The organism is Methylophilus sp. OH31 (genome assembly GCF_000576615.1).
In the GTDB taxonomy this organism is placed as follows: Bacteria; Pseudomonadota; Gammaproteobacteria; order Burkholderiales; family Methylophilaceae; genus Methylophilus.
The window spans coordinates 143,960-165,567 of record NZ_BAUS01000012.1 but is presented as its reverse complement, the minus strand read 5'-3'; the positions used below and the strand labels follow the sequence as shown (position 1 = coordinate 165,567).

14 protein-coding genes and 1 tRNA gene are annotated in these 21,608 nt (G+C 50.4%); 5 read left to right on the top strand and 10 right to left on the bottom strand.

Annotated elements, in window-relative coordinates:
• Positions 1-31 precede the first annotated feature (31 nt).
• The 7 genes from OH31_RS13670 to rnr form a co-directional block, all read right to left on the bottom strand.
• Entirely contained in the window at positions 32-880 is an 849-nt protein-coding gene (locus tag OH31_RS13670; protein WP_024931170.1) for a hypothetical protein, read from the bottom strand.
• A gap of 92 nt (positions 881-972) precedes the next feature.
• Positions 973-3,342 (bottom strand): autotransporter outer membrane beta-barrel domain-containing protein, encoded by a 2,370-nt coding sequence (locus OH31_RS14530; RefSeq protein WP_024931169.1) that lies wholly within the window; start codon positions 3,340-3,342, stop codon positions 973-975.
• Positions 3,343-3,454: 112 nt separating this feature from the next.
• On the bottom strand, positions 3,455-4,144 hold the full coding sequence (locus OH31_RS13660) for a response regulator transcription factor (RefSeq protein ID WP_081755167.1): 690 nt from the start codon (positions 4,142-4,144) through the stop codon (positions 3,455-3,457).
• Positions 4,141-5,913, bottom strand: coding sequence for a 7TM-DISM domain-containing protein (locus OH31_RS13655; RefSeq protein WP_148296221.1), 1,773 nt, complete (start codon positions 5,911-5,913; stop codon positions 4,141-4,143). The genes OH31_RS13660 and OH31_RS13655 overlap by 4 nt, the downstream gene beginning before the upstream one ends.
• A 114-nt stretch (positions 5,914-6,027) precedes the next feature.
• Positions 6,028-7,803: an ABC transporter ATP-binding protein gene (locus OH31_RS13650; protein WP_024931166.1), complete on the bottom strand. Its 1,776-nt coding sequence runs from the start codon at positions 7,801-7,803 to the stop codon at positions 6,028-6,030.
• A gap of 15 nt (positions 7,804-7,818) precedes the next feature.
• The gene (gene rlmB / locus OH31_RS13645) at positions 7,819-8,580 is read right to left on the bottom strand and encodes a 23S rRNA (guanosine(2251)-2'-O)-methyltransferase RlmB (RefSeq protein WP_019882464.1); all 762 of its coding nucleotides are present in this window, start codon (positions 8,578-8,580) and stop codon (positions 7,819-7,821) included.
• A gap of 151 nt (positions 8,581-8,731) precedes the next feature.
• Positions 8,732-11,212 (bottom strand): ribonuclease R, encoded by a 2,481-nt coding sequence (gene rnr, locus OH31_RS13640; RefSeq protein ID WP_024931165.1) that lies wholly within the window; start codon positions 11,210-11,212, stop codon positions 8,732-8,734.
• A 35-nt stretch (positions 11,213-11,247) separates the two neighbouring features.
• Here rnr and OH31_RS13635 point away from each other — a divergent pair.
• Both OH31_RS13635 and OH31_RS15050 read left to right on the top strand, forming a co-directional pair.
• Positions 11,248-11,332, top strand: a tRNA-Leu gene (locus OH31_RS13635).
• Positions 11,333-11,942: 610 nt separating this feature from the next.
• Entirely contained in the window at positions 11,943-12,134 is a 192-nt protein-coding gene (locus tag OH31_RS15050) for a hypothetical protein (RefSeq protein WP_148296220.1), read from the top strand.
• A 470-nt stretch (positions 12,135-12,604) separates the two neighbouring features.
• Here the strand turns inward: OH31_RS15050 and OH31_RS13630 are convergent, their stop codons facing one another.
• From OH31_RS13630 to OH31_RS13620, 3 genes are all read right to left on the bottom strand, one after another.
• The gene (locus OH31_RS13630) at positions 12,605-13,570 is read right to left on the bottom strand and encodes a PEP-CTERM sorting domain-containing protein (RefSeq protein WP_024931164.1); all 966 of its coding nucleotides are present in this window, start codon (positions 13,568-13,570) and stop codon (positions 12,605-12,607) included.
• A gap of 103 nt (positions 13,571-13,673) precedes the next feature.
• Positions 13,674-15,011, bottom strand: a complete 1,338-nt coding sequence (locus tag OH31_RS13625) for an ATP-binding protein (protein WP_242402298.1) — start codon at positions 15,009-15,011, stop codon at positions 13,674-13,676.
• Positions 15,008-15,670, bottom strand: a complete 663-nt coding sequence (locus OH31_RS13620) for a response regulator transcription factor (RefSeq protein ID WP_024931162.1) — start codon at positions 15,668-15,670, stop codon at positions 15,008-15,010. Before OH31_RS13620 ends, OH31_RS13625 begins: the two co-directional genes overlap by 4 nt.
• A 161-nt stretch (positions 15,671-15,831) precedes the next feature.
• On the opposite strand from OH31_RS13620, the gene OH31_RS13615 reads away from it, so the two are divergent.
• The 3 genes from OH31_RS13615 to OH31_RS13605 all read left to right on the top strand — a co-directional run bounded on the left by OH31_RS13615 (position 15,832) and on the right by OH31_RS13605 (position 21,436).
• On the top strand, positions 15,832-17,109 hold the full coding sequence (locus OH31_RS13615) for a TolC family protein (protein WP_242402297.1): 1,278 nt from the start codon (positions 15,832-15,834) through the stop codon (positions 17,107-17,109).
• A 95-nt stretch (positions 17,110-17,204) separates the two neighbouring features.
• Complete coding sequence (locus OH31_RS13610; RefSeq protein WP_242402296.1) at positions 17,205-18,359, top strand: efflux RND transporter periplasmic adaptor subunit; 1,155 nt, start codon at positions 17,205-17,207, stop codon at positions 18,357-18,359.
• Positions 18,360-18,376: 17 nt separating this feature from the next.
• Positions 18,377-21,436 carry an efflux RND transporter permease subunit gene (locus tag OH31_RS13605; RefSeq protein ID WP_024931159.1) on the top strand — a complete coding sequence of 1,020 codons (3,060 nt, stop codon included), beginning with the start codon at positions 18,377-18,379 and terminating at the stop codon, positions 21,434-21,436.
• The last annotated feature ends 172 nt before the right edge of the window (positions 21,437-21,608 follow it).

The following is a 21,608-nucleotide window of genomic DNA, read 5'->3' as shown; positions in this document are numbered from 1 at the left end:
CACAGTTATATCAATGCTAGGGTGACGAGCATTATTTTCTGAGTGCATCAGAGTCAACCATCCATTTAGGCCATGACGCCAGCCAGCAACAGTGATGATCAAATGCTGGCACAATAATAACGGTTGGCTGTTTTCCTTCAGGAAAACGCTGCTGAAACGCGATGGTCAGCAAGGGGTCAATCACACGATCATGCTCACCAATCAGATGTAATTGAGGCACGGATAATAATGCCTGCCAGAAATCTGCCGGATTGAGTGATCCGGTCAACGGACTTAAATGTTGACTCGAAGCCCAGGCTGTCGTGTCCAAATTACCGGCAATTGTCATTAATTGTGCAATGTCATGTCGCCTTGCCGCAACGAGCGCTGCTACCGCCCCACCCCCTGAATATCCAACCAAAATCAGATGCTGTGCGCGATAACGCCGCTTGAGCTCAGCGATGGCTTGATCACTCGCCTCAATCACTTCAGGCGAGAAACGATGACTAGTCCAGTATTTTGTATCACAATGACGTTGTGCCTGTACCATCACGTACTGGCAAGGTCGCGCCAGATAAACTGCCGGATGTGCCGTGTCGCTTAAAGCCAGCTTTAATGCCAGAGGGTTCTGTGGGGTGGGATCAAACGATGGGGTATGCGCATTGAGCCAAGCCAAACCATCTCCTTCAATATAAATCGTAAGCGTTTCGGTCTGTACAAGCTGGGGCGGAACAAAAGCAGCCAGTACAAAACTACCAACATTCAGATCCATGCGCTGCCAACCTGCATCGGCAACCAACTGCCCTGCAGCCATATGCCTATCATTCACAGAAGAAAATACGGCACAGGCTGTCAGCACGCCGCTGCATAGCCAAATTAAGAAATATTTCTGATAACGCATTGCGACGAATCTTTCGGTATTTAATGCAAAAAAGTCTCAAACAAAAGCCCGCATTTGCGGGCTTTTGTTATCAAGTCAGAAACTAAAAAACATCAGAATGCCATGCGAACATTAATCGATGCTGTTTGCCCAACAAAGTCACTGCGACCATCGACATCGTAACGCGCAGTAATCTCTGCAAGCTCTGTCGCATGTACCGAAACACCTACACCTGCACGAGCAATCCATGGACTCAAACCAAGCCCTTGCGTACGGAAAGAAGGGCCGCCACCCACATAGCTGGCTGCAATGCTATTCTGATTATCAAGCAAATCATAGCCCAAACCCACGTTAGCAATCAATGCCGCACGCTCCGTCAGAAGGTGTCGCAAGCGCCCTTCTACCATGGCAATAAGTTGCTCACTGGTTGCGCTATCGACTTTAAGATTCAATGCTGATGCCCCTTTCTCGGTATAAGCATCATTGCGGATCCAGAAATAATCGGCACGCACAGAAGGTGTAAATGTCGTTTTTTCATTAAGTTGAATACTACGACCAACGCCTGCGCCAATATGCGCTGTTGTGCTATCAAAATCTGATTTGGCGACGCGGTTCAAACCACCAAAATTGATGCGACGATGTCCGTCATTTTTGTTAACCCCAAAGTCAGCCTGCCAGTTAATTTCAATATCAGGATTTGATAGCAGATTGAAGCTACCATAAGTGATCAGTTGGTAAGCATCAATATCTGCACGGTTATAGTGTGCAGTTGACCTCCCGTCGACATTGCTGTTCATATATGCAAAAGCCACACCCAAGCGATGGGTATCATTCAGCTCTGCATCAGCACCAGCAATAAAACCATAGGTATTCGCCTGATAGCCTGCTACCCCATTATGATTTCCCTGATTAGCATGTGAGGCGATCGGCTTCAACCAGACATATTTGTCTCCCAGAAACTGATCTCCGGATGCTCGACCGACATTTGCCTCTTGGCGAGCCTGAATAATGCGGTTAGTCGCTCGCATGCCATTGGTGGTAACCTGATCGATACTTGCGCTCATCAGCGGCAGGGTTTGTCCCACCGCATTCGAGACTTCACGCTCAGAGCCCAGATTGGCGAAAGCATCGACGACATTCACCATATCCCCGCTTGGAGTACCCGCCACAAAAGCATCCAGCACGCGTGCGGCACCTGTCGCCTGTGTAAACCCCTGTCCAATGATACTGCTGGAAACAGTGCGTCCAAGCACCGTTTCCAGATCAATGTTATTGCCATTAATGATGACATTAAAATTAAACAATGCACTATTGTCGCTCACACTAAAAGTATTTGCAGTCGCATTATGACCATTAGTCGTGATAACTGAGGAGATAACATCATTGACTGCCAAAGTATTCGCCTGCGATACATTGATAAACAATTTAGTCCCTGTTGCAAAATTAGCATTGCCGCTAATCCATAAGGCGCTGTAGTCATAAGCGTTAGCACTATTTACACTGATGGATAAAGTCCCGGAAGCTAATTGAGTGTAGTTACCAGCAATGATTGCTGCAGGGTTTGCAAGCGCCATCGTACCTGCGTTGGTAAATCCATTGCTGGTGGTAAATTCATGAGCCATATTGAAAATAGCGCCATTGGCAACATTGAACGACCCTACGTTAAAGTCACTTTCCGCTGTAAAAGTACCATTGACGGTCACGGAGGAACTTGTACCTCCGCTGACGTTACCGGTGATGCGTCCACTATTGCCGTTAAGCGCTAAAGCAGCGCTACCCAAACCAACAAGACCATCTAGCGTACCCGTATTAATAATACCGTTGGTGACTGTACCAAAACGATTGTCAACGGCATAGAAAGAGATTGATCCTGAAGTAATGGTGCCATGATTAGTGATCGAATCAATAGTACCCTGGTTAACAAATGCTGCATCTTGTTGACTGGTAATAGTGGCCCCCGCATTATTGACAAACGCCCCCATGGTTTGCAAGTTAACGAATGTCTCGAAATACGATACGTTGTTGATACTGCCATTATTGATGAAACTGTCAATGTTACCCACATTGACAACTGCACCAAAATCACGACTATCCATACTGCCATTATTGATAAAACTATCTATATGGCCGTAATTTTCGAGTGCAAAACGATCAGAAATAATGCTTCCATTATTAATAAAGGACACGCCAGTCGCTGATGACGGTGACTCTATCGCACTCCGATTAGTGTTAGCAGGTATATTGATCCCGCCTGTGCTAGTAATCGTAACCGTTTCGTTTGCAGTTGGCGCGCAATAGTCTGTTTCGATACTACTGATCTGTATGCTCCCGCCTGCGCCACAAGAACTGGCCGCCAGAGCATGACCAGCCAGCATAGGCATGGCAGCTATAATGGCTGAAGCCAGCAATGCCTGGCGGCTGAGTTTAGCCGTGTATCCGGCATCCGTCAGCGCTTGCTGGCGGATGTGATGTATTTTTTTCATTATGACTCCCCGAAAATGGACCCTTGATATAAGGCAATGCCAGAAAGGCATTGTGGAGAGACTCTAGCAAAGTCAAAAAATAAAACCCTACGAAACCCTACAAAAAGCAGGGTTAATCGAGCGCAGTCATCTTGATACAGAGCTGGTAACCATAATTACGGATGGAGCGGATAGGATTTTCAGTGTTAATGACTGGGAACATCAGCTTCTTTCTTAGACGTACAATCGTCACCTCAAGCGAAGCTTTGCTGTATTCAAGATGCTCATGGCTCAGCAGGTCTAGTAATTGCCATGTTTCCAGGCGTTGATCTGGCGCACGCAACAAAGCATGTAGCAGTATGGTTTCCTGCTGGCTGACTTTAACCGCCGTGTTGCCATGTTTCAACACCATTCCCTGCAAATGCAGGCTGATTGTAGTACTGGCTATCACCGCCGACGTACGCTTCAAGCGACGTGACAAAGCTTGAATGGCAGCATTAATTTCATCTAGCGAAGCTGGTTTGGTCAGGTAGAGATCAGCGCCACTGTCATAACCCTGCATTTTATGGCTGGGCAATTGATTGGCGCTGATCATAATAATACCAATATCAGGATATATATGGCGCAGACGTTGTGTGAGAGTGAGTCCACTTTCCCCTGGAAGATTTACATCAATAAGCATGATATCAATACTCCCCACTTGCTTTTGTTCCGGCAGTGCCTCAGCTGACTCTAGGCCAATCACTTGATGACCTTTATTACGCAAGGTGCTGACAGTGACCTCGCGCAAAATGTCATGATCCTCTACAACAATAATATTCAAGCCGGTAGCCATAAGTGAAATCGAATCTGCGGATTTTGCATGCTGGCTGTCAGCTTGCCGCCTAATGCCTGCGCGACTGCCCTGGATAAATACAAGCCAATACCAAAGCCACTATGCTTGCGCGATGCAGGTGCCCGGTAATACTTATCAAAAAGCTGCGGCATATCTGGCAGGCTATCTACATCGTTTTCAAAAATAAAGCTGACCCCAGCAGCGTCACCAACGCCTGCTTCAGCACGGATAACAATCGAAATTCTGCTACTGTTTGGCGCGTATTTAAATGCATTCTCGAGTAGATTGCGCAAAACAAGCCGAAGCATCAATGGGTCACAGAAAAAAGGAGGGATGGCATGTACCGAAAAATCGATGCGATCCAGGCAAGCATACTCCTCTGCCAGTATTTTCAACATAGTCAATGGATCACAATGCTCAGCACTGACTGAAATTACCTGCTGCTCGATTTTTTCCAACTGGGCACAGCGATCTATCATACTGCTGATATCTACCACGCTTTGCTCCATATGCCGTCTTGACTTGTCCTGCAATGGCACTTCCCCTAACAACAGGCGAATCACCGATAATGGCGTCTTTAACTCATGGGTAATCATAGACATAAAATAGCCCATTTCATCACGCTTCTGCCGTTCCAGCCCCAACTGCTGCTGGCTTAGCTGTAGCGCAAGCTTTGCATTAGTGGTTTCGGTATAAATAGCCGCTGAGCGTTGCTGCAAAACGATATACATCAATAAAGCAGCAATCAGGCTATGCACCAGGATTGCACTGAGACTCCATTCACTGGCTGGCGACCAACCCATCATAGGGAGGATGGAAATCAGTAGCGAGAGTGTATGCAAGGCATAAATCACTTTCAAAGTTCTGCGGCTGGGAACAACCTCAGCAGGCGTATCACGGCGTGCAGTTAGCGCCAACGGCAGCAGAAGTAAAGAGACCGCAAGTACGATATGCGCATTCAATCGTAACACCTGCGAGGCATAGCCGCTAAAAAGGCCAAGTAGCAAGACTGGATAAAACCCTGCCAACCCAATCAACAAGCGCATACCCCAGCGATTAGGTTGATAAGGGGTGAGCAATACATAATGAAAAAAGATGCTAACCCAGACGATGGTTAATACTGCAATACTGGTAAATTTGTCATTCAATGCAGAGTATTCCGTGGGAATCATGGGGGCGAAATAGCCCATGATGGCAACGGCATAAATCATGTGAGATATCTGATAAAGAATGAATAGTCCGGTGAGCCACTCGGGTTTTCCGAAAAACTCGTTGGCGGCCCAGAAGGCCAGCCATAGCATGATGGCCAGGTAAAACATGATCAAAACATGCTGACGAATTTCTTTCAGGTTAGCCTCCTTGCCGGAGAGGACCTCGACATACATTAGTGCCGTGCTACTGGTCTTTAACTTGAGGTAATACACCTTGGGAGTAGGCTGCCCCTGAATCACAAATCCATGTGTAATCGCATGCCGACGCTCCCTATCCTGATACGCATAACGATCTCCAGTAGTTCTTGACAACCATTTCCCAGGATGTCCAAGATCTGCCTGATATAAGGTAATTTGGTCGAGATAGGTCGGACGTATCCTGAGCTCAAGATGCTTTTCAGCCGTGCCAGCAACAGTGATACGCAGCCATTGCGTATTCGTCGTGTAGCCGGCGATCAGTAATTGGTTAATGGGCTTGAAGGATTGGTGGCTGACCTCATCAATCCCCATGTGACCAGTCGAATCACTAAATGCAGCACGCTGCAAAATAAAATCATCTGCTCTGCTTATGTTTGGCAGCAACAAGCCAAACCACAGCACTGCGAGAAATAATAATCGACTTAACAACACAGCAGACTTTTACAATCAAGCACACTGGCATTACGCCGTTTGCTGTCCATACAAACGTTGATAAACGCTGCCTGCTTGCTTAACCAGTGTCTCATGCTGCCCTTCTTCGATAATACGACCACCGTCAAATACCAGCACACGGTCAGCCTCTTTCACCGCCGATAAGCGATGGGCAATGATAATGGTGGTGCGGCCACGCAAAAATGTGCGCATGGCTTGATGCAGCAAAGCTTCGGTGTGTGTATCCAGCATCGACGTCGCTTCATCCAAAATCACGATTTGTGGCTGCTTAAGCATCATACGAGCAATCGCCAGCCGCTGACGCTGACCGCCAGACAGGCGTACGCCGCTGCGCCCAAGTTGGGTGTCCAACCCTTCGGGCAGATCACGAACAAATTGTGCTAACTGCGCGACCTCCAGCGCTTGCCATAACGCATCATCCGCATAAGGCTGATCCAGACTCAGGTTTTGCCGCACGCTATCGTTAAACAGCATGGGTTGTTGTAACACCACGCCCAGATGCTCGCGGATTTGTGCATAGCCCAATTGTTCAATGGCCTCGCCGTTGAACAGAATCTGCCCACGGCTGGGCGCATATAAACCGAGCAGTAATTGCACTAGCGTGGATTTGCCTGCGCCTGACACACCAACCAGCGCCACCTGTTCGCCCGGCGCAATATCCAGGGTCACATCCTCCAGAATCGGGCTGCCTTCACCATAGGCAAACGTGACCTGCTGCAAACGAATCGCCGCCGGACTTTGTGTAGAAAACCCATTGACCTGCGCGGGATAATGCGGCTCTTCGTCAGCGGCCAGCACCTGGTTAATCCTGCCTAGCGCGGCTTTGGCGGCGTAATAAGATACTTGCACCGACAACAGCTCTTGCACCGGCCCCATCATGAACCATAAATAACCAAACACCGCAATCATCTGCCCAACGGAAAGGTTGGAAAACACCACCATCAGCATCGCCACTGCGCGAAAAATTTCAAAGCCAAACAGGAAAATGCCAAACGATAACCGTGATAAAGCATCTGATTTCCAGCCGGAAGCGGTCGCCGCAGCCCTCACCGCTTCGGCAGCCTGTTTGGCTTTATCCAGAAAGCGTTTATCGCTGTTGCTGGCACGTAATTGCTGCATGACTTCCAGCGTTTCAGTGACAGATTGTGACAGCATTTCAAAGGCACTGTTTTCACGCTGCTTCCACACCTTGACCTTTTTACCCAGCACCATCGTCAGCCCGATCACAAACGGGTTCAACAGCAGGATAATCAGTGCCAGTTGCCAGTGCATCCACAGCAAAACGACGGCCACACCGATGACACTGAGGATGGCCACCAGCACTTTAGCGATGGTTTCACCCAGAAACTTGTCCAGTGTTTCAATATCTGTCAGCAAGCGTGCCGTGATCTGGCCTGCGCCCAGGCTTTCATAGACCTGCATGCGGATACGGGAGAGCTTGTCTAACAGTGTCTGCCGCACGCCCAGCGTCACCTGCTTGGACAGGCCGACAAAAATACGCGTGGTGGCGACGCCTAGCAGCACACTGCCCAGACGCAAGCTCATGGTCAGCAGCGTCACCAGCAGAATGATGGCAATCGGCCCCAGCGAATCCGCCGGCAGCAGCCAGGTCATGAGTTGCGTGAGTTTGCCTGGCTGATGCAGTAGTACTTCATCTACCAGCAAGGGCATCAGCAAGGGAATAGGCACTGCCACAACGGCGCCCAAAAACGCCAGCCACTGCCCCAGCCACAAACGCCGGGATTGCAGACGCAGCTGCTGCCACAAATCACGCAATGTCAACATCACAACGACCGGAAATTAAGCTTTACCGCCAGCCAACACACGCTGACGACGAATCTCATATAAGGCAATACCACTGGCCACACTGACGTTCAGGCTTTGTACCGAACCGAACATCGGGATGGTGATCAGTGCATCACAAGTTTCCTGGGTCAAACGGCGCATGCCATCGCCTTCAGCGCCCATGACGAGTGCGATGGGGCCTTCCAGCTTGGTATTATGCAAGGAGCCTGGCGCGTCCATGGTAGTGCCAATGATATACACCCCAGCCTCTTTCAATTCGCGAATGGTGCGGGCAAGGTTGGTGACCGAGATAAACGGCACGGTCTCTGCCGCACCACTGGCGACTTTACGTACGGTGCCATTGAGGCCGACAGAACGATCTTTAGGCGCAATAATCGCGTGTACGCCCATGGCATCAGCCACGCGCAAACAGGCACCCAGGTTATGCGGGTCCTGCACGCCATCCAGAATCAGGAAAAATGGCGGCTCATCAAGGTCTGACTCCAGCACATCATGGATGTCCTTGTACGGCATAGGCGTTTCCACCACACGGGCAATCACGCCCTGGTGACGGCCATGCGCGCCAATAAAACCATCCAGACGATGACGCTCGGCCTGAATGACACGAATATTTTGCGACTTTGCCATGTCGAGTAAATCGCGCATACGCGCATCGACACGGTCTTGATCAATAATAATTTCCTGAATGCTGCTGCCATGCTGACGCATGCGACTCAACACCGCATGAAAACCAAACAGAATGCGGGTTTCTGACATAGTAACTCCTAATTTTTCTTAATGACTTTTGCTAACCTATCTACAAAAGATAAACCGCGCAAAAGATAAAACACGAATCGCGCAGGCCCAGCAACATTTTAATATTTGCTGCGCACTGCGCGAATAAATGACAAATTAACTCCAGGCGCTATTATCGTGCTTTTGCCTTGGGTTTGCCTTTATTTTTTTGTGCCGAGTGGCGACCTTTATCCTTGGCTGAACGTGATTTTCCTGCTGTCGCTTTGCCTGTCGTGGGCTTATCGCCCTGGCTACGCGGTAATTTTGCGCCTGCACTGGCAGGTTTGGCTTTTGTAGTCGCAGACTTGGCCCAAGCCGCTGGCGCTGCTTTAACAGGCGTATTCAATCCTGCCGTTTTAGCAGACCGGCCTCTTGTACCGGCCGGTTTCTCATCATCAGCGGATAATCCACCTTCCAGCTCTGCCGAGCCTTCTACGGCGCCAACCAGCGTAAAATCGATACGCGAAGTCTCCAAATCAACCCGCACCACTTTCACGGTTAAACGATCGCCCAGCCGGTAACGTACACCCGTACGCTCGCCCACCATTTCGTGACGGGCTTTATCATGAATGAAATAGTCATTGCCGAGGTCAGTCACGTGTAACAAGCCTTCAACGTAGACCTCATCCAGCGCCACAAACAAACCAAAGCTGGTCACACCAGCCACCGTGCCGCTAAATACCTCACCAACCTTATCCTGCATGTAAAAACACTTCAGCCAGTTGGTCACATCACGCGTGGCATCATCGGCACGGCGTTCGGTCATCGAGCAATGCACACCCAGTTGATGCCAGTCTTTGGCTTGATAACGCTTGCCTTCAACCACAGCCTTGATGGCACGATGCACCAGCAAGTCCGGGTAACGCCTAATTGGTGAAGTAAAGTGGGTATAAGCCTCATAAGCCAGGCCAAAGTGGCCGACATTATCCGGGCTATACACCGCTTGCTGCATAGAGCGCAACATCACGGTTTGCAGCAACTGAGCATCTGGCCGTGTCTTGATACGCTGCATGAGTTTGGCATAGTCTTTGGCACTTGGATTTTCGCCACCGCCAACACCAAAGCCAAACTCGCCCATAAACAAGCGTAAGGCTTCCAGTTTTTCAGGCGTCGGACCTTCGTGGATGCGGAACAAACAGGTTTGTTCATTTTTCAGCAAAAAGTCGGCCGCACAGACGTTGGCCGCCAACATACATTCTTCAATCAGCTTGTGGGCGTCATTACGCACCACGGGCACGATTTTGTCGATTTTGCCATTGTCATTGAACACCATCATCGTTTCAGTCGACTCAAACTCGACTGCACCGCGCTTTTCACGCTGGGTCAGCATTAACCGGAACAGGCTATTCAGGTTTTGCACATGCGGCAATAACCAGGCATATTCTTCGGTCAGGGCAGGATCTTCACCTTGTAACAAGGCATGTACCTTGGTGTAAGTCATACGCGCTTTAGACAACATCACCGACGGGTAAAACTGGTATTGTTTGACCACGCCCTGTCCGTCCACCTGCATATCACACACCATACACAAGCGCTCGACATCCGGGTTCAGCGAACACAAGCCGTTAGACAACGCCTCCGGCAGCATTGGGATCACACGGCGTGGAAAATACACGGAGTTGCCGCGATCGTAAGCGTCTTTATCCAGCGCATCGCCAGGTTGCACATAAAAACTGACATCAGCAATTGCCACCACCAGACGCCAGCCTTTGCCTTGCGGCTCAGCAAATACGGCATCATCAAAGTCGCGCGCGGTTTCGCCATCAATCGTAATCAATGGTAAATCACGTAAATCTTTGCGACCTTTGTAATCCCTGGCTTGCACGGTTCTGGGGAAATCTTCGGCCTGCTTGACCGCTGCAGGATTAAACTGATGCGGCAAATGATGTTTACGCAAGGCAATCTCGATTTCCATGCCACTGTCGGCATAGTTACCTAGGATTTCCACAATTTTGCCCATGGGGCTGGAGTGCGAAGATGGATACTCCGTCAACTCAACCGTCACGATCTGGCCGACCTGTGCGTCCATATCCAAATGATAAGGAATCAGCACATCCTGGCTGATGCGCTTATCTTCTGCGGCAACAATCGTCACGCCTTGCGCACGAATCACACGCCCTACCAACGTTTTGTTCGCGCGTTCCAGCACCTCGACCAGCTTGCCTTCGGGGCGACCTTTACGATCCACACCCGCCAGGCGCACCATGGCACGATCGCCATGCATGACCAGGGTCATCTCTTTCGGCCCCAGAAAGATGTCTTCCGGGTTCTTGGTTTTATCATCGGGCACTAAAAAGCCATAGCCATCGGTATGGCCAAACACCGTGCCAGCAATCAGGTGGATCTTATCCGGCAGGCAAAATGCCCCCTTGCGATTACGCATTAACTGGCCATCTCGCTCCATGGCGCCCAGCCTGCGATTAAAAATGTCTCGTTCATCATGGCTAATGTCGAGTAATACATAAATCTGGTCGGCGCTCAGGGGGACTCCCTGGTCCGAGAGCAATTGCAACACCAACTCGCGACTCGGTAATGGTGTTTGATATAACTCAGCTTCACGCTGGGCCTGCGGGTCATTTGCACGCAGGGATTTTTTCGTTTTTCTGGTTGACAATATTTATTCTTCCTTTAAAATGCACAGCTTCTTTAGCCCAGATGGCGAAATTGGTAGACGCGCTAGTTTCAGGTACTAGTGTTTAACGACGTGGAGGTTCGAGTCCTCTTCTGGGCACCATCAAGCAGCTTACAAGCTGCGCCAAATACAGATTCCCAAGCACTCAATTTTTTGCGTTTTTGAATAATTGCTTTTGCTTCGTTCTGAATCACCATGGCCACAGTTTAACATCTTTCATGTTTGCGTCAGATTAAACTTTAAGGCTCTTCGGCAACAACGTTACGCCCCCTCCTTAGCTTTTAAATAGTACTTAGCAATACTTGTCGTTTTGTGACAACCATGGCTTAGCCATCCTTGCCCAACACTTGTCTGCAGCATTCTCAGCAACATTTCTTTTGTATCTCTGCTTCGCGCGTAAATCATCACACCGACCTAATGAAAAGTCTCAGCATTACTTAACGCTGATCAAACTGATATCTCTTTGCCATGTCGTAATCACCTTAAATGTGAATAGCGCTTAAAAATTAACTTGTTTTAATTTAAGTTTATAATTAACATTAATTAACACTTCGTCCATTAAGTAACGAAGTGTAGTGCGTCAGACATCCACGCGTTTCAACTGAGCGTAAAAATGACGTTTAAAGGTAATTCTCTCAGCAATGGCAGTCAGTGAGAAACAAGCACCACTGCCAGCAGATTGAATTCATGTTAACTTTTAAAGAGATCTAATATGGCGATTAATCAACTTTCCCAATCTGAAACACAAAGCATTTCTGGCGGCTCCGAGTTTTTTCCAGGTTATGCATCCAGCCCTTATATTACGGGTAGCGTCTTTAGTTACTTCAACCAACCCGGTCTCGATTACCGCCCGATTTCCTGGTATCACCCAGGGTATACCCCCACACCAAGCCCATCACTTTAACGTTACTGAGACTGACGTCTGAAGCATGATTTGGCAAGCCAGATCGAATGAATATTAACTTTTGAAAGGTAGAATATGGCCATCAATCAACTTTCCCAATCTGAAACACAAACGGTTTCAGGCGGATCACAATTTTTTCCAGGCTATGCCTATAGCCCTTTTATCATGGGCAGCGTCTTTAGTTACTTCAATCAACCCGGCCTCAATTACGGCCCTATCTCATGGTACAACCCTGGATATCACGGTGGATGCATACCAGCACCTAGCCCATGCACACCACCGCCTCCACCGCCATGCGGCAGCTGCCAGCCAAGTAACCACGACCACGGCTAATCAACGATCGTGTCATTAAAAGCGCTTATAAGCGCTTGAATGCTGACAGCCAACACCTGGTGCTTCACATATCAGGTAAAACAAAAAGCCCCCTGAGTTTAGGGGGCTTTTTATATCACCAGCTTATATCAGGTCAATTACACGCGGCGACGTGAAAGTGCCATGAGCGCCCCTAAACCGAGCATCATCATTAAAGATGAAGAAGCCTCTGGCACCGGAGTCACTGTCAGCGACGCATAGGAATGCCCAACCGTAATGCACAAATCGGTGGTGGCTGAAAGACTCGCAGTCCCTAACAGGCCTAATGAGTTGATACCGATATCATCCAGCGTAATGCTCAAGGCATTGGTTTGCACCGCGCAACTAAATGTGGCCGCACTGCAACTGCTGGCAAGCACGCCATCTGCCCAGTATTTACTTTCATTGGCCCAGATGGAAGCATGCCCCAGCGGCCCCAGGTCCAAATCAACGCCCCCCGAGGCTGCCGCCGCCAGGTCAATCGAATGCCCCAGAATGCTCAGACTGGCGCCCGTAAAAGTGCTATCCCCGTTTGCCGTGAACAAGCCAGTGCTTTCATTCACCGTGACGGTGGATATTGAACTGATTAAATCCGCTTTCAGCGCCAATGCGCTAGACACATGAAGATCCAGATTCTCTACGCTCCCAGTACCGATAGCGCTATTTGACCCAGGCACAGGATTGTTTTCAAGATAGGCCCCAGAACCTGAAAAAGTGGCAGACCCCGCTTGTGTTGGCATCAGCAGTGCCAAAATCGGGTTCAAGCTTGATAACACACCGTTGCCAGCGCCACTCGTGCTCAGGCCTAGATTCAGGGTTGAATTTGTTTGCGTTGGGATTGGCGTGCCTGCGCTTGCGACACTGATATCGCCCAGCGCCACCGGTGTTGTAATGCCCACGGTTGCCTGGCCTACGATGATAGAGCCGATTGGAAATAGATTGGCTTTTGCTGTCACCTGGGCGCTTAAATCCAGGTACATGCCATAGCCGTCTGCGGCATCTGCGCTGACAGCGACTGGCGCAGCAGATGCAGCGTGGCTAAAAGCGAATAAAATGGCTGTGGTAATCAGGGAATGCTTCATCATCAATACTCTCCTAAACAAAAATAAAAACAAACGTCAATACAAATATTAACATTTGTTTGTCCTTATGTTTACATTTTTTATCAATTAAAGGAGATTTAATGTCTTACTGTGATGAATGCACCCGGTATTCAAAGATGACAATTAATCCGCTCTGGGATGGTTTATTCTCGAGGCGAACGCTAGCCTGATGCTTTAAAGCTATTTCCTTTACGATTGCCAGGCCCAGGCCAGAGCCCATGATCTCGGATTGCTCTACGCGATAAAAGCGATCAAATACTTTTTCCAGTGCATCCGGATCAATGCCCGGGCCACTATCTTCTACTTCAAATCGTAATCCATCCGCTAAGGCCGTGAGTGACAGATTAATCACGCCATGTACAGGCGTGTAGTGAATCGCATTGACGATGAGATTATTGAGCAGGATTTCAACTTCATCTGGCAGCCCCATCATGGTCACCTCGTCGGCGCGCGTGAAGCCAATATCCAGTTGTTTCTTGCGATATAACGGACCTAAATCATTCAATACTTTGATCACCAAAGGGTTTAAATGCACAGACTGCATTTCTTGTTGCCTGGCATCAGGATCCACTTTCGCCAGCGTGAGCAGCTGGTGTACCAGACGCTCCATACGTGCAACCCCACCCTGCGCTTGCTGCAGGCAATGATCTAACTCAGCTTTGTCGCCATGCTGCATGGCACTGATTTGCAGCTTGAGCGCAGTCACCGGCGTCCTGAGCTCATGTGCTGCATCACCGGTGAAGCGTTTCTGCATGGCAATGGCATTACTCACTCTTTGCATCCAGCCATTCAGCGCCTGAATAATCGGCTTCAGCTCATCAGGCGGCTGGGCGATGGTAAGCGGCGTCAGTTGATCCGCGCGTCTAATATCAATTTCAGACGATAGCGCCAGCAATGGTTTAAAGGTTTTTCGTATCACCAGCAACGCACCCAAAATCAGAAACGGCACGATCAGCAACTGCGGGATAATCAGGTGGATAGCCACTTCGCGGATGGTACGTTGCCGTAGTTTAAAGTCCTGTGCGACCACACAGATAGTGTCGCCACGCTTGGCAACAAATACCTGCCAACGCTTTTGATTTGCCCATTGCGTGGACAACCCTAGCCGTGCCGTATCGACATCAAACGCACGCTGGTGCGACTGGTAAATCACCTTTCCCTGTTGCTGTAGTTGAATCAGGTAATCCTGCTCGCCACGCATTTTGGATGGAATACTGTGTTTTGCTGGGTCGTAACGCGTCGCAAGGCTTGCTAGTTGGTCACTGCCTATGATGGTCTCGGCCAAATGCTGTAAATTGGCATCATAAAGCTCACCCAGTTCGTCCGCCGTTGACTGGTAAGATAAAAAGGACAGCAAACCGATAATGCACACGATGGCAATCGACAGGTAGACGGCCAGCTCGACCCTAATCGACCGCATCATGGTGTTTTTTGCCCAGGGAATGCGTAGCCTATGCCACGAACGGTTTGAATAATCTCTGCGCCAAATTTTTTGCGTATGGTATGCACATGCACTTCGACGGCATTGCTGTCGACCTCTCCGCCCCAGCCATACAGTTTTTCTTCCAGTTGTGTTTTTGAAAAAATCATTCCCGGCTGTGACATGAGCGCGTGCATGATGGCAAAAGTCTTGCTAGAAAGCCGCTGACTGATATCGCCCATGGTTAAGGTATAACTGGCAATATCCAGCACCACATCATTAACCCGTATCTGGTTGGAGTGCCGCTCCTCTTTACGCCTGAAAATAGCGCGTAACCGGGCCTCAATCTCTTCGACAGAAAAAGGCTTTAATACATAATCATCAGCCCCAGCATCCAGGCCTTGAATGCGGTGTTCAATCGCATCCCTGGCGGTAATAATGATCACGGGCAGTGCATTGCCTGCTTTTCTTAAAGCGGACAACAAGGCCATACCAGACTTTCCAGGCAGGCCAAGATCAAGCAACATGGCATCAAACGTTTCACCGGCCAATGCCGCTTCAGCCTGAAAAGCATCTGGCGCCCAGTAAATCGCATGCGCCCGCATGGCCTGCTGCAGGCTTTCTGCGATCATGCGGTCGTCTTCTACCAGCAATAACTTCAACGGCTCATCCTCTCTTTGAATACTGCCATTCTAACCAAGCTAGCTTAAGGGATTCTTAAAAAATCGCTTAAGTTTGCCTTAAGAAACCGCAGGCAAGATGCAACCCTGTCATCATTCACAGGGATTTATCCATGCCCAATCAGTTCAAGCAAGCAGCAAGCATGAGTATCGCATTGCTACTGGCTGCCTGCCAAACGCCACAGACGATACGGCCAGCGCAAGTCGTCGATAACATCGTCGCTGCAGACTCAACGCTGCAAGCCAACCGTAACAACGATCAAACAGGCAACGCAACAACCTTATCTGAGTATGATGCCGTGCTGTTGGCACTTAAACAGAATCCGGCCTTCAAGTCGCAGCTCAGTGATCTGGAACTGTCAAATGCGGACGTACAACAAGCCAACCAGATCGCTAACCCATCACTTTTTTATGCCTTTAGCGCCGCCAACAAACCTTATCGTTACGCAATCGAGTTTCCGATTGAAGCCTTGTTGTTGCGCCCCATGCGTCTCAAGCAAGCCCAGGCGCAGGCACAAGTCACGCAGTACCAATTGATGCAATCCGGCTTTACCCTGATTCGAGATACCCGCGTGGCCTATGCCCAGGCCGTCATTGCAGCAGAAAAACGCGAGCGCTTAAAGCAGGGACTGCAACTCAACCAGACCATCGCCAGCCTGACCAACACACGTGAACAATTAGGCGATATCAGCGCACAAGAAACCTTGCTGGCGCAAAACGAAGCCCTGCTTGCAGCCAGGGATTTGCAACTGGCCGATATGGATGCGCAACTGGCACAGACCCAGCTCATGCATATGCTGGGCTGGATGGATGGACACAAGACATTATCCCTCAGCGAGCAATTGATACCAGCCTGTTCGGCCGTCGATATTGCGCAGCTTAAAAGCGTGGCACTGAATAGCCGCCCTGACATCCTCGCCGCAGAAGCAACGATGGCCGCGGCCAAAGAAAAGCACACCCTGAGCAAATTCAACTGGTTAGGCCCATCAGTCATTGCAGATGCAACCAGCGGCCAAACCAATGGCCATGTGCTTGCCCCGGCCATCCGCATGAACTTGCCGTTATTCAACCAGAACCAGGGCCAAATTCAACGCGCCGATGCCGAACTTGCAAAGGCCCAGCAAGATGCCGAGGCGGTCAAACTCAAAGCGTCACTGGAAATCAACACAGCGCACCTGAAGTACCAGCGCGATTGCCAGGAGTGGCAGCAATTGCATACGCAACTACAACCTAATGCGCGGCAAACCATACAGTACGCAGAAAGTGCCTACCGCGATGGCGAGATTGCCTATTTAAATGTGCTGGAAAGCAGTAAACGCTTTATCAGCCTGCAATTGCGCGAAACACAATTAAAGGCCGACCTGATCAGCAATTGGTCAGACTTGATGCGCAGTACCAGCCATGCCGCCACACGCCCCTGATTCCCTATAGAAAGTCACTCTTCATGCAGATTACTCAGCGCTTGCTTCACAGACAGTTGTTTCACCTACACAAGCCCCTTCCCCTGCTCATACTGATGGCGTTCCTGGATGCTGGCGCGGTCAGCCCGGTCATGGCCGCTGACACAGGCAAGCCTCAACAGACCACGATCGCTGAAAGCCAGTTAAACCAGGTCACCCTGTCGGCAGAAGCCATTAAAAAACTGGGACTGACGACCACGCAAGCCACCGTGTCACGCCAGACCGGCATACGCAACTACCCGGCACAAGCCAGTTTGGCTCCCGAAGCCCTGGCAGCTTACAGCACCCCCATGAATGGCTATGTAACTTTTACGCCAGGCAAGCATTTACAGGTCGGCAGCCAAGTGAAAGCCGGGCAAATTTTGTTGACGATCAACCCGGTAGTGACCCCGGAAACCCGCTTAGGCCTGATGACCAGCCTGGCAGATGCAGAAGGACAATTGCAGGCTGCAGATAAACAATTGTCGGCACATCTGTTAACCCTGGGTCGTACCCGGCAACTCTGGCAACAGCATGTCGGCAGCCAGAGGGCTGTAGATGACGCACAGGCGAATGTCGCGATGGCAGAGACTAGTCTGCGCACTGCCACACAAAAGCGCGACCTGTTAAAACAAGCGGTAGAGCAAGGCTCGGCGGGTACATATCATATTAAGGCGGCCAATGATGGCATCATCAGCAACATTTACTTCAGTGCCGGCCAGCTCCTGGTTGCCGGTGCCAAGCTGGTCGACATTGTGCAACCCGGACGTTTATGGGTCACCGCCTATGTCCCCTATGCGCAAGCAGGCCAGTTAAACCTCAATGCAGAGGCGTGCCTGGCGGGTAGCGCCGGAGTATCTGCTGACTATGCACTGAAACCGGTGGTCAGCCCGCAAGAAGCAGACCCGCTGACCGGGACCCGCAAGCTGCTATATACGCTGCAATCTCAAGGTGACATTGTGCCCATGCAGCGACTGACCGTGCAGATTCCACAACGTGGACAGGCACAAACACGCCTCAGCGTGCCTTGCTCGTCCACCATTGTCGATATGAATGGCAACACCTGGTTATACGTGCAGCAGGATGAAACACACTTTGCCCGCCAACTGGTGTTTGTCACCCAGTCCGGCAAACAAGGCTGTTTATTGGCTGATCAACGCCTGGTCGGCAAGGCGGTCGTCACGCAGGGCGCACAGGAACTGTTTGCCGTAGAAACCGGTTATACCCACTAAATACAACGGGATACACTATGTTAAAAAGATTCACCATGCGCGCCATCCAGGCGCGCTACCTGGTTATTGTGCTAGCTGTGCTGCTGATGCTGGCAGGCTTTAAAACCATCCCCAATACGCCTATGGATGTTTTTCCAGAATTTGCGCCTGTCAAAGTCGAAATCCAGACGGAGGCACCGGGGCTTTCCAGTGTTGAGACTGAGCAACTGGTTTCTATTCCGATTGAGCATGCCATGAATGGCATTCCGCATATGAAAACCTTGCGTTCAAAATCGGTGCTCGGCTTATCCTCCGTCGTCATGCTGTTTGAACAAGGTACTTCGCTGGCCGAAGCCAGGCAGGCGGTACAGGAAAGACTGCTGCTGGCTGCGCAACGCTTGCCTGCCATCGTCAAACCGCCGGTCATGCTGTCCCCTTTATCCTCCATGTCACGCGTATTGAAAATTGGCTTGAGCAGTACGCAATACAACATCGCCGAACTCAGCACCAAAGCTTTATGGACCGTGCGCCCGCGCCTGATGGCCATTCCTGGCGTTGCCAATGTGGCCATTTGGGGCTTGCGTGACCAGGAACTGCATGTACGTTTTAATCCGGTCAAACTGACGCAGCACCAACTCACTGCGACGCAGGTCAGCCAGCGCCTGGCCTCAGCCATCCGCCCGGACAGTGGCGGCTACCTGGATACTGCACAGCAACGGTTGGCCGTGGCATACGACAGGCCAACGCTAGATAAAGAAGATTACCTGCAAATGACCGTCGGACTGAGCAATGGCATCCCGGTCAAACTGGGCCAGGTTGCCGAGGTGGACTGGGCACATGCACTACCGATTGGCGATGCCGTGATTAACCAGGGCGACGGTTTGTTGCTGATTGTAGAAAAACACCCTGATGCCAATACTCTGAGCGTGACACGGCAAATAGATCAGGCGCTGACTGAGTTGACACCGGCACTACATGGCGTCAATGTCGATGCCGCCATCTTCAGGCCCGCCACGTTTATTGAACAGGCACTGCATCACCTGAATCAGGCATTGGTGCTTGGCATTGGCCTGGTAGCCATCATTTTATTCCTCTTCTTGCGTAAACCAAGGGCCGCCATCATTAGCCTGGTGGCCATCCCCTTATCTTTAGTCACCGCTATGCTGCTGCTGACCTGGCTCAATGTCAGCATCAATACCATGGTGCTGGCCGGGCTGGTGATTGCCCTGGGCGAAGTAGTGGATGACTCGATTATCGATCTGGAAAACATCCTGCGGGCCATGGCGCTAAATCAGCAACAACTGCAACCCAAGCCCCTGATCAAAGTGATTGCGCAGGCGTCCTATGAAGTCCGTGGCTCGGTGATTTATGCCACGCTGATTGTGATGTCAGTCTTTATTCCGGTGTTCTTTTTACAGGGCGTCGCTGGTGCATTTTTCAAACCACTGGCCTATGGCTATTTACTGGCTATTTCTGCCTCATTACTAGTCGCACTGATCGTGACACCGGTACTAGCCTATTGTTTTTTAAAGCAGATGCCACCGCAAACGGAGCACGCATTACGCTTGCCACACCGGATGGAGCAGTGGCTGGCAAGTCGTTTAGCGAAACCCAAAATGGTGCTTGCCAGCGCCTGCCTGTTTTTGTTTGGCACACTGGCTACCCTGCCCTTTTTAGGCACAGAGTTTCTGCCAGCCTTTAAAGAAACCGACTTCCTGATGCACTTTGTGGCGCGCCCCGGTACCTCGATTACCGAGATGAAAACCATGAGTTTACGCGCCAGCCATGAACTGATGCAGATTGATGGCGTACGCAACCTGGGGGCGCACATTGGGCGCGCTGAAGTTGCCGATGAAGTGGTTGGCCCTAACTTTGGCGAGCTTTGGGTCAGTATCTCGCCAACGGTCAACTATGCAGACACCATGCAGAAAATTAACCAGGCGATTGCCGGTTACAGTGGCATTTTTACCGATGTACAAACTTACCTGAAAGAACGCACCAAGGAGGTGATGTCGGGCAACAGTGCCAGTATTGTCATTCGGCTGTTTGGTGATGACCTGGATAGCCTGCGTGAAGAGGCTGAGCAGATCCGGCAAACCATCGCCGATATTAATGGCCTGACCGACCTCAAGGTGGAATCCCAAGTCCTGATTCCGCGCATTCATGTCCGCCTCAAAAACACCGCCGCAGATCATTATGGCGTGACTGAAGCAGATATCAAGCAAGCGCTCGCCTTGATGACGCAAGGACAGGTACAGGGCGAAGTGACGGTTGGCCAGGCTCGCTTTAATGTACGCCTGATCGGTGATAGTCCGGCACAAGATAGCGTGCAGGCGCTCCGGCAAATAGCCATCCAGAGCCCGGCCGGTGCCGTCATCACCCTGGCCGATGTGGCAGAAGTCTATGTGCAAGCCACGCCGAATGAGATTAAACGCGAAGGGGCTTCCAGAAAAATTGACATTTCAGCCAACGTCGCAGGGAACGATATCGGTAGCGTGGCGAAAGAAGTTGAGGCCCGCATCAACCGACTCAAGCTGCCCGAGGGCAATTACGTCAAATTCATGGGGGAATATACCGAGCAAAAAACGGCCACCCTGACATTAGTGATATACACCTTATTAGCCTTGCTGGTGGTCTTTTTGCTGATATGGATGAGCCTGAAATCCATGCGCCTCACCGCGCTATTGTTCGCCGTGTTACCGGTCGCAGTCGCTGGCGGCTTGATCGGTATTTGGTTCATTGGCGGCGTCATGTCACTGGGCGCCATGATCGGCCTGATCGCCGTCATGGGCATTGCCGCACGCAATGGTATTTTACTGATTTCACGTTATCAGCAACTGCGGCTGACTGACGGTATCACCACGCCGCGTTTATTACTCAACGCAGTGTCAGACCGTTTCCGTGCCATCAGCATGACCACCCTGGCAACGACCATGGCCTTATTGCCTATCATTTTAAAAGGCCCGGTGTCAGGATATGAAATCGAGCACCCTTTAGCCGTGGTGGTATTTTGCGGCTTGCTGGCGGCGATGGTCGTTAACCTGGTGTTACTGCCTGCACTGATTTTGATATTTCACCCGGGAGAACACCCACACTAGCATCAAGTAGGCTGTTTTGTGATCAAGCAACACGCATCATGGCACCAAGCACCTGAATAGCCGACAGTAAAATGGCAGCGACTGCCAGAGTTGTCGGCTTTCAGCGTGTGCCCTAGAAACCCTAGAAAAAACATGCGTACTGCGTTGACAAAATGGGAGAAACACCCATTGC